Source organism: Paenibacillus thailandensis (assembly GCF_042685365.1).
Classification (GTDB): domain Bacteria; phylum Bacillota; class Bacilli; order Paenibacillales; family Paenibacillaceae; genus Paenibacillus_AP; species Paenibacillus_AP thailandensis.
Genome location: NZ_JBHUMY010000042.1, coordinates 1 through 9362, shown reverse-complemented (window position 1 = coordinate 9362; position 9362 = coordinate 1). Strand labels below are relative to the sequence as shown.

General features: G+C 44.6%; 12 protein-coding genes, 1 other RNA gene and 1 pseudogene. 1 reads left to right on the top strand and 13 read right to left on the bottom strand.

Going from position 1 to position 9362, the window contains the following annotated elements; translation table 11 throughout:
* Positions 1-45 precede the first annotated feature (45 nt).
* The 6 genes from ACFSW5_RS24285 to ACFSW5_RS24260 all read right to left on the bottom strand — a co-directional run bounded on the left by ACFSW5_RS24285 (position 46) and on the right by ACFSW5_RS24260 (position 2399).
* A complete protein-coding gene (locus ACFSW5_RS24285) occupies positions 46-393 on the bottom strand; it encodes a helix-turn-helix transcriptional regulator (protein ID WP_379279244.1) in 348 nt (115 codons plus the stop codon).
* 85 nt (positions 394-478) lie between these two features.
* Complete coding sequence (locus ACFSW5_RS24280) at positions 479-1063, bottom strand: ABC transporter ATP-binding protein (protein ID WP_379279239.1); 585 nt, start codon at positions 1061-1063, stop codon at positions 479-481.
* A gap of 6 nt (positions 1064-1069) precedes the next feature.
* On the bottom strand, positions 1070-1258 hold the full coding sequence (locus ACFSW5_RS24275; protein ID WP_379279237.1) for a cysteine-rich KTR domain-containing protein: 189 nt from the start codon (positions 1256-1258) through the stop codon (positions 1070-1072).
* Positions 1259-1383: 125 nt separating this feature from the next.
* Entirely contained in the window at positions 1384-1734 is a 351-nt protein-coding gene (locus tag ACFSW5_RS24270) for a DUF1048 domain-containing protein (protein WP_379279234.1), read from the bottom strand.
* A gap of 12 nt (positions 1735-1746) precedes the next feature.
* Positions 1747-2094 carry a DUF1048 domain-containing protein gene (locus tag ACFSW5_RS24265; protein ID WP_379279232.1) on the bottom strand — a complete coding sequence of 116 codons (348 nt, stop codon included), beginning with the start codon at positions 2092-2094 and terminating at the stop codon, positions 1747-1749.
* A complete protein-coding gene (locus ACFSW5_RS24260) occupies positions 2094-2399 on the bottom strand; it encodes a PadR family transcriptional regulator (RefSeq protein WP_379279242.1) in 306 nt (101 codons plus the stop codon). Before ACFSW5_RS24260 ends, ACFSW5_RS24265 begins: the two co-directional genes overlap by 1 nt.
* A 270-nt stretch (positions 2400-2669) precedes the next feature.
* Here ACFSW5_RS24260 and ACFSW5_RS24255 point away from each other — a divergent pair, with 270 nt between their 5' ends.
* Positions 2670-3461 carry a nucleotidyltransferase domain-containing protein gene (locus ACFSW5_RS24255; protein WP_379279229.1) on the top strand — a complete coding sequence of 264 codons (792 nt, stop codon included), beginning with the start codon at positions 2670-2672 and terminating at the stop codon, positions 3459-3461.
* A 202-nt stretch (positions 3462-3663) separates the two neighbouring features.
* On the opposite strand, the gene ssrA is transcribed toward ACFSW5_RS24255, so the two are convergent.
* The 7 genes and pseudogenes from ssrA to ACFSW5_RS24220 all read right to left on the bottom strand — a co-directional run.
* Positions 3664-3985: a transfer-messenger RNA gene (ssrA, locus tag ACFSW5_RS24250) on the bottom strand.
* Entirely contained in the window at positions 3968-4549 is a 582-nt protein-coding gene (locus ACFSW5_RS24245; RefSeq protein ID WP_379279227.1) for a hypothetical protein, read from the bottom strand. Before ACFSW5_RS24245 ends, ssrA begins: the two co-directional genes overlap by 18 nt.
* Position 4550: 1 nt before the next feature.
* Entirely contained in the window at positions 4551-5075 is a 525-nt protein-coding gene (locus tag ACFSW5_RS24240; protein ID WP_379279225.1) for a hypothetical protein, read from the bottom strand.
* Entirely contained in the window at positions 5032-6249 is a 1218-nt protein-coding gene (locus ACFSW5_RS24235; protein WP_379279223.1) for an SAP domain-containing protein, read from the bottom strand. The genes ACFSW5_RS24240 and ACFSW5_RS24235 overlap by 44 nt, the downstream gene beginning before the upstream one ends.
* Positions 6250-6432: 183 nt before the next feature.
* The gene (locus tag ACFSW5_RS24230) at positions 6433-8031 is read right to left on the bottom strand and encodes a recombinase family protein (protein WP_379279221.1); all 1599 of its coding nucleotides are present in this window, start codon (positions 8029-8031) and stop codon (positions 6433-6435) included.
* A gap of 92 nt (positions 8032-8123) precedes the next feature.
* A complete protein-coding gene (locus ACFSW5_RS24225; protein WP_379279218.1) occupies positions 8124-8459 on the bottom strand; it encodes a recombinase family protein in 336 nt (111 codons plus the stop codon).
* Positions 8460-8490: 31 nt separating this feature from the next.
* Positions 8491-9297 (bottom strand): annotated as a pseudogene (locus tag ACFSW5_RS24220) (IS3 family transposase); the annotation flags it as partial.
* Between the last annotated feature and the right edge of the window lie 65 nt (positions 9298-9362).

Genomic DNA, 9362 nt, shown 5'->3' with positions numbered 1-9362 from the left:
CGAAAATTCTACTTTAATACGGTAAATCGATAAAATTTGTGTCTACTATCTTGACAGAGGTCCACACACCCCTTTCTTCGTCATCTCAAGTTCGAGAGTAGTCTGTTCCAGACGATCCTTCTTCGGTTGATCCAATAAAGTGTTCCGGCTTACTTCCTCCCGGCAGGGAACCGTTTCGTTAAGCGCAGCGGAGAGGATCCGATCGGCTCTGAACTGCCTTATGTCCCCCCTGGCGAAGCAATACGCGGGACAATACCAGTAGCCGGAACTAGCATAAAGACCGATCGGCTGAATGTTCCGCTCCGATACTCCGCTGCTGGATTTATACTCAATGGCGACTACACTGCGGATCATTATGGCTTGCAGGAGAGTTTGAAGAACTTCCGCAGACATCAATCGATATGGGCTCCAGAACATGATCCGGTCCTTCAGCCGGTCAATCTGTTCTCTTACATCGGCGGGCAAGTAATGATAAAACTTATGAAGAGCCGAGTCGGCCCCCTCGCCAAAAGGCAAAGAGCTGAAATAATCCATCGATGGCTCGCGCGATCGATACGCGCTGCTGCTCGCCGCCGGACAGTTCCCGGGGGAAACGGTTCTTTTTGTCGGAAAGTCCGACAGCGGAAAGCACCTCTTCTGTTTTAAGCGGATGTTTACTGATGTTCGACACAACCTCGATGTTTTCGGCTACCGTGAGGTTCGGCACAAGGTTGTAGAACTGGAAGACGAAGCCCACGCTCTCCCGACGGTATTCAACCAGTTGATGGTCGTTTAAATCCGTAATACGCTCGCCGTCCACTTCGACCGCGCCGTCGTCCGCCCGGTCCACGCCGCCTATAATGTTCAACAACGTAGATTTTCCCGATCCGGAGGGGCCTAATAGGACTCCGATTTGTCCTCTTTCCATTTCCAGCCCCACACCTTTGAGCACATGGGTAATAATCCCTTTGTTATAGCTTTTCGTAAGGTTTGATACGGACAAAAACATATTCAACACCCATTCCGTTTTTTTATTCGTTCCAAAGCGCACCATAAAAGAAAGAGCCGACAACTGCGATTTCACTCACGGTTATCGGCTCTGCGTCTTAGCGTCTGGCTCATTGATAATTGATAGATTCAGTTGTTTTACATTGATTGTCGTTTCCCGTTTACACTTGGGACAAAATAGCGGGAAATTTTCAAGCACCGTATCATCACGGATCTTGACCCGTGTTTTGCTGCCACAGACCGGGCATAATATCCACTCGTCTTTACACACTCCCTACCCTCCCTTTACTTGATTTTTTTTTGTTGACCGTTATCATTTTAATGCCTGCAAACATTAATCCGCTTTCCGATTGTATGCGCATATCGCAAAGAGATACCCCTACGAGCATGACCCTTTTACTTTTTTTTATCCGTAACCTTTTTCATGGCCTTGTCACCTTCTTGGCGGGCAGATTCTTGATAGATGTCGGCGTAAGTTTTAGAATCCTTGATTAGATCGTCGCAGAAAGCCGCTACGTCACTGCCCGTCACTTCGAGCACGCCTTTCCCCAAGGCCGCGCCCTCTTCAAATAGATCGACAATCCCCGAGAGCAAACCCGTCCCGTCGGTTAGCTCAACAGGGCCGACCTTAAAGAAATATTTTTGAATTTCCTTATAAACAATCTGATAATCTTGCGGGAGCGCTTTGACACGCGCGACGTGCGCCCGCCACTCTTTTTTGCCTTCGATGATATCTCGTATTTTCATTTTGTCCTCCTCCTATTTACCTAATTTTTTCGCGATATTATTGTTGAGCTGGTCGCGCCACTTGTCGCGAATAGACTTTGCCCCTTCTTCGCCGGCCAGCGCTGAACAGAAGCCTTTGATATCGTCACCCAAAACCTCCTGGACACGCTGACCGTCCGCCGCCGATTCTTCGAGAAGGCCAAGCACACCGTCAAGAATTGGCATGAGGTTGCGACCGGTGAAATCGGAGTGCGGCCAAAGATTGGCATTAATTTGTTCCCATGCCGCTTGATAATCAGCCGGCAGCTTTTTGGCTCGCGATTCAAAAGCTTTAAATTCTTTAGTCATGTCGCTGCCGGTGATTTTTTCCCAAAAGTTCATCATTTTTTCTCCTTTAACTCGTTCATTTTTGATGATACGAATTCCCACTTTTCCCAGAACCTCCGCAGCTCCTCGCGCCCCGCATCGTTGATTGCGAAAAACTTTCGCGGCGGTCCGATGTCGGAGGGCTTCTTGGTAATCTCCACCAACTTGTTTTTTTCAAGCCGGATCAGGATGGTGTACACCGTTCCCTCCACGACATCCGTGAAGCCGAGGGCGTTCAGCTGCCGCGTGATTTCGTAGCCGTAAGTTTCTTTGCGGCTTATAATTTCAAGGACGCAGCCCTCAAGCACCCCTTTGAGCATTTCCGTTAGGTTTTCCAAGCACAATCACCTCTTGCTATTTTGTATCACTGGTATGAAGTGATACTTACTACAGCTATAAAGTAACACGTAGTAGTTCGTTTGTCAATAGCGTTTGCTCAGACACGGATTTTATACTTTTATGTAGTCACGGATTTGATGTCACCCGAGCGCTCCTCCCGTAGACTGGGTCCTATTATTGACAATGAGTGATCAACAATGATATATTGGCGTAATACCCATTTTATGGGTCTTATTTTAAGGGGTGTTTCTATGCTTTTACCTGTGTTTGAACGATTCATCCAACAAGCTAAGGAAAAAGTCAGTCAAGATCAACGATTTTTGGGCCTTCTTGCGGGCGGTTCCATGAAGACGGGGACCATGGATGAGTATAGCGATTTAGACCTTGTTATCGTGTACGACTCTGCTTACCAGGAGCAGATCATGAATCAACGGCTTCTCATTGCAGAAGGAATGGGGAATTTGCTCGCCGCATTTACGGGTGAGCATGTTGGCGAGCCACGTTTGATTATATGCTTATACGGTCCACAACCGCTGCATGTCGATCTTAAATTCGTTACATTGGCGGAACTTAAAATACGGATTGAAAATCCACTCATTTTATGGGAAAGAGAAGCGGAAATCCGTACAATTTTCGAAAAAACGTCTCCCTCACATCCACACCCAAGTCCGCAATGGATGGAGGACCGCTTCTGGGTCTGGGTTCATTACGGCGCAACGAAGCTAGGAAGAGGCGAATTATTTGAGTTAATCGATCATATCACATTTCTTCGTAATACGGTATTAGGTCCATTAATTCAAATGCATAATGGCCAACTTCCCAGGGGAGTCAGAAAGTTGGAGGAACTTTGCGCCAGTGAATTAGAAGAACTAAAAGAAACGATCCCTTTTCACAACTATGAGAGCTGCTACAAGGCATTAAAAATCACTATCCAACTTTATCAACGCTTGCGTCAACGTTCAGATGCATTAGTTTTGAGAGAAGAAGCGGAACAGGTTTCTATTGCTTATCTCGACAGTGTGTATTCCTCTTTGTTCAAATAGAATGCAAAGCGGCGAGGGGAGTATTGGAATCTCGATCACAGGGTTGACGAAGCCAACTCACGGATGCCAACCTTAGCGGTGGATTCCAATGCCGTGCTCGTCCGCTTCGCTCCCTGCGCGCGGACTGAACCCGGGTTCGCCTCCCTTGGCTCGCCTCGAAGATACGAAAAAAGAGACCATTTAGGTCTCTTTTTTCGTATCTCTATGGAGGCGAGGGGAGTCGAACCCCTGTCCGAAGATAACGCCACACAGGCTTCTACGGGTGTAGTGACAGTTTTGATGTCACCCTGGAGACTCCCTGTCACCGGATTCTCTTCGGGTCAGCCTGATTGTCTTCTTCAGCCAGCCCCAGGCGGAGACTGGACAGCGTATCCCACTAAAGTTGAGCCCTTAGCCCGCCACATGGGCGATGGAGGGTAAGAGCCTGGAGGCCGTTATTAGGCGGCCAGAGCCAGAGGTTGTTGTTGTTGTTTGCCGTTTAAATTTGGCTTCCGCGTTGATCTAACCTAGTCTAATTCTAAATCTGCAGAGTTACCGATTTCAGAATTAAGTACATTCAGAATTGTGTTAAGTTGATCCTTTGTTTCAGTTAATAATTCACTCGTAACATCCGTCGCATCGAGATTTTTAATCAATGCTATTTTTCTATATGCAACATTTAGTTTAACAAGAAGCTGATCAGAGATATCCAAGTACACCATAGAACTTCGCCAAGTATCTTCTGAAAGCTGCGTTTTCAAAATTCTGAAGTTTTCCGCTTTATATGGAACAGCACTTTCAACAGTAGTTATATTGTCGCGTAGTTCCTCGCGTATCAACTTAAGCATTGTACACGATGTTCGGCGTTGCTTATTCCTTTCGTTTGCAAATGTTCTGGTAATCTGATAGGCCGCAACAATTATTGCTACAATTCCACCAATTATCCCACCAATAATACCACCCATTGCTTGAATCAACGCACTCGCCCAGTCTTTTCCAGTACCAGCAAAAGCGATAATAGATAAAGTAAAGCCTGTAACTAAAAATGCTGAAATGATAATCCATACGATTAGCCATATTAATTGACGGATTGTAAACGGAATCTTCATCCTATGAACTCCTCAACCTCTCGTTATAGCCGGAAAAAAGCCTCCTGACCATTGGATTTTCTGAGGCTTCAATGTGCTCTGGTCGGAGGCTAATGTCCTTTCCCACAGATTCACGCACCATAAGTGACATGTCAATATTAATTTGATATGGTTGTGTCAATGGTTCTTGAGTTAATTTAAACCAGATGACAATCATATCTCTGTTCACTTTTATATTTTTTCCACACTCCGGACAATCAATAATGAATGGAATGTCAGCAGGAGCTAAATACTCTCCTAGCAATCTTTGACAACAAGGACATTCAACAACATATCTTTGCTTCAATAAATTTATATCTTTTTCCGTACAAATCACAAAAAGTGAAATTGATGTCTCTTGATCAATTTCACAATCTAAGCTAAATTGTATAGGGCTTAAAAAATTCCTGACCGCTTTCCGTCTTGTACCTAGCCAAATATCCAACTTATTATATAAGAATTCATCAATCTGGAAGCGACTCATAGTACTTAAAGTTGGAAAGTACATGATCCTCGACCTCCTTTGTTGTATAAGCATACAGAAAATGAATAGTAAAATGTTCTTTAAACACTTCAAACTTTGTTTCAATCTTTACTGGTGGTTTTTGGTGATCCTCAATATAAAACCAAGTCACCCATAGCTTATCGAATTTCCTTAAGGTTTCGATCGTATCTCTTGTATCAAAGTAAATATCGGCCATTGCAATGCCATCATTCACTTGGCCTGACCGGGCATTTACATGTGCCCCTGTTGGATCAGAGAAAGAAATGCGATCAATTACCCCTCTTTTACCTTCAAAGTAAGCTTTGTACAAATCGAATTCCTGCTGAATTAGAGCTCTTTCTAACAATCTGAACAGACGGTACGGTAAGTCAACTGGTTGCTCCGGACTTGGTAGACCTATTTTTTCAGCACTCTGAGTTGCAAATTTTCTTATTTCATCCTTTAGCGGTTCAACACGTGCTCTAAATGGTTCTTCCGCTGTTCTCGTCAAATCCCGGAATATTTTATATAGTGTATGCTTTGTTTCCTCAATCAGTCTCGGGGGGAGAGAAAATATCTCTCGCAATTTTGTTGAAATTTCTTCATATAATTCCTTGGTCTTAGCAACATTTTCAAAATGATTTGCTTTCGGTCTAATTTTTATTGTAATAGTTTCACTTTCTGGCTCTATGTCCGCCCATATGTAATCAGTTTCATATCGTGGAGGGAGTTCTTCTCCTTCCTCATCAACTAAACCTTCAATAATGGTGGTTTTTGCAAAACAAAACGATAAAGACCTGACAACGTCGTGTATTGAATTAATGTTCATATACACTAATGTAGTTTCTTCTGGCCTTTCGATACTGCGTAAATGATTAAAATTATTAAGGGGTAATCCATGAACCGATAGATTGGTAAGCACTGATCTTCGATCTTGTAGCAAACGTTTAGCAGTTGAAGGGAAAGAAGTGATAAATAACATCCTATTCTTCCCATGACTTATTTCCTCTGCCAAGAATTGATCTAAAGCTTCTACAGTTAAACTGACCTCTCCAAGTTCACCGTTGATAGCTTGTTTAATTCTATTAACCAATTCATTTTTTGTTCCCGAAACTTGTAAATTGTGCTTTCTTAATAGCTCTTTAAACCGCTCTGAATTTATATGTTCTATTACATCAGTAGCAATGGAAAGTACCATTTTTTGCACCTCTTTTTATCAAGATAATGCTTAATAATGACCAACTCTTAATTCAGCAACGCACCAACTACTCTACTAATTTTCGACAACAAAATGTAAAATCCTTCCCTTAGCACAGAATAATTGCACTACATATCCGTTCCGATTAAAAAGTGCCAGACAGGGGATTGCTCCCCTGTGGACTTACCATTCAGCAACTATGGTTTTCTCATAGACTTCAACTTCATCGAAGTTGAATCGGATCGTCAAGTACATCTTTTTCGTCTCCCGTTGGATAAACAACTTCGAAATGAACTTCCCGGCGAGTTGGTGCAACATTTGCGGATTGGCTACCTCGTCGTCCAACAGGCTGATAAAAGTCTGAATGTCGTACTTTACTGATGCAATATATTCTTCGGGTATATCGACCGCTGTAATACCCTGAGCAAGAGCTTCGTACTCCGCCATCTTCATCTGTAACTCCTGATTCATCTCGTCGAGCATCTCCTGATGGTATGGTTTCCCCTTGCCCAATTGTATGTCCGCTTCGATAGCCTGAACCTTTTTCTTCAGAAAGCTGATCTCTGCCTCCAGATTGGATTGCTGGACTTTCCAATGCTTATTTTTGTCGTTATGGTACAGCCGGATTTCTTCCGATAGATTGTTGTCCATCGACAACCTCAACAACGCGGTTCGCAGTTTGTTTGATACCAATTCCTCAACCCGGTCTTTCCGCCATCCGACATAAGGACAAAAATCTTTTCCCTTCCTTAAATAGCCACCGCAAGTGTAGTAGCGTTGTCCGCCGCTCTTTGTTCGTGTTGAAGCTGAATTGCCAACCATTTTAGTGCCGCACTTGTCACAGACCATTACTCCTCGAAGCCAGAACGGAGACGCCGGTTTTGAACCAAACGGCTTATGAGTTTCTCCGCCGCCATTGTGCCGCTTCTTGGCGATCTCTTGGCACAGTTCAAACAATTCCTTGGAAATCAAGGCTGGATGAGCATTCTCAGTGATAATCCACTCCGAACGGTCTCTCCATTTTTTGCCCTTGGTCTGATAGTCCTGTTTGTTCCACACCTTGCGGCCAATATATGATTCGTTGTAAATGATTGCACGGATTGTACTTGCCGACCATGTACCGCCTTTCTGCGACGGAATCTTCCGCTCATTCAGTTCGGATGCTATCTTGTGGTATCCCTTATTCTCGTAGGCGTACTGATTGAATATCCACCTTACAATATCCACTTCTTCACGCGGCCCCGGAACCCATACTGCTTTCGTTTTCTGATTCCCGAGAGCAATATGTTCAGTCCGGTATCCGTAAGGCGGCGTGCCGCCGTTACTGTATCCTTGCTTAGCGTTCTGTGTCATGCCCTTCCGCACTTCTGCAGCCAGGTTAGCATTGAAAAATTCGGAGATGACTTCAAGCATTCCTTCAAGTAACAAATCCTGTGGTGTTTCCGCCTCCGTTTGCTCGGTAACGGAGATTACCTTTACTCCGAATTGATTCAACAACGCTTTGTAGATCACATGATCGTCGCGTTTCCGCGAAAACCGATCAAACTTGTGGACAACAACCGCATCAAAGGGACGATTGGGCCGCTTTGCTAGTGCAATCATCTTTTGAAATTCAGGGCGATCATCGGTCTTGGCTGATTTGCCTTTCTCGATGAATTCGTTGACGATAACCCAACCTTTGTTCTGACAATACTGCTGAATGGCTTTAATCTGTGCCGGAATAGACAACTCCTTTTCAGCCTGACGTTCCGACGATACACGGGCGTAAATGGCAACTTTCATGAGTAAACATCTCCTTCGTATAATGGTTTTGAGAATAAAAAAGCAGGTACACCGATGTGAACCGGCATACCTGCGATCAAACTGCATATGAACTATTTATTTTGTTTCCGCGACATCAGTGATGCTTGGGCGGCACTCCATAGTTTTTCATCGATAATTGCGGGATGTGCGTTTTTCGTTACTATCCACTCATCCGCCGGATTTACGGTTCCATTGACTGCGGATTTCTTGTTCCATACGCGATGACCCAAATACACCTGATTGCCAAGTATAGCGAGTATCGTTGATGGTCTCCAACGGTGTCCTTCCGGCACTCCTTGCAAATTTAATTCACGGGCAATACGTTTGCCTCCCATTCCCTCTGCCGCCATCCGGAACATTTGCCGGACTAATCTTACTTCTTCATCCGGGCCAAGTTCATACGTCACTGGACCTCTGTCAAGATAGTAGACATGGATTTTAGTGATTCACCGTATTGAAGTAGTGCTGCCTTTCAAAATCAGATGGCGTGCAGTACCCGATCGTCGAGTGAATACGCTCATTGTTGTAAAATACTTCGATGTACTCGAAGATGCTTTTCTCGGCTTCAGCACGGGTCTCAAATTTATTCAAATAGATAAGTTCCTTTTTGATAATGCTATGAAAAGATTCAATGCAAGCGTTGTCGTAGCAGTTCCCTTTCCGGCTCATGCTCCCTGTCATGGAGTAAACCTGGAGTTGCTTTTGGTAGTCATGGGAGGCGTATTGGCTGCCGCGATCGGAATGATGCAACACTTCTCCATCGGGCTGCTGACGACCGTAAGCTTGCCTTAGCGCCTGCAGCACCAGCTCTTTTGTCATGCGGTCACTCATATGCCATCCAACGATCTTGCGGGAGTACAGATCCATTACGCTTGCCAGATACAGCCAACCCTCCCCGGTCGCGACATACGTAATATCTGTCACCCATTTCTCATTCGGTTTACTTGCCGTAAAGTCTTGGTTTAACACGTTGTCTTGTACCGGCAGGCTGTGCTTGGAATTCGTTGTGGCTTTATATTTCTTGACGGTTCTAGACCGCCACTCTTGCTTCTTCATAATCCGTGTTACGGTCCGTTCAGATATGCTGACTCCTTGCTGATTCAGCTTCTGCGTGACCTTTGGGCTCCCGTAAAGCTGACGGGAATCGTCGAACACTTCCTTGACCTGCTCTGTCCATTCTTTGTGCTGGCGCTCTCGTTCACTTTCAGGGCGATCACGCCATTTGTAATATCCGCTGCGAGATACGTGATGCTAGACTTAATAGTAGACACAGATTAAACTGATGAAATGACTAACATCGGAGGACTGTG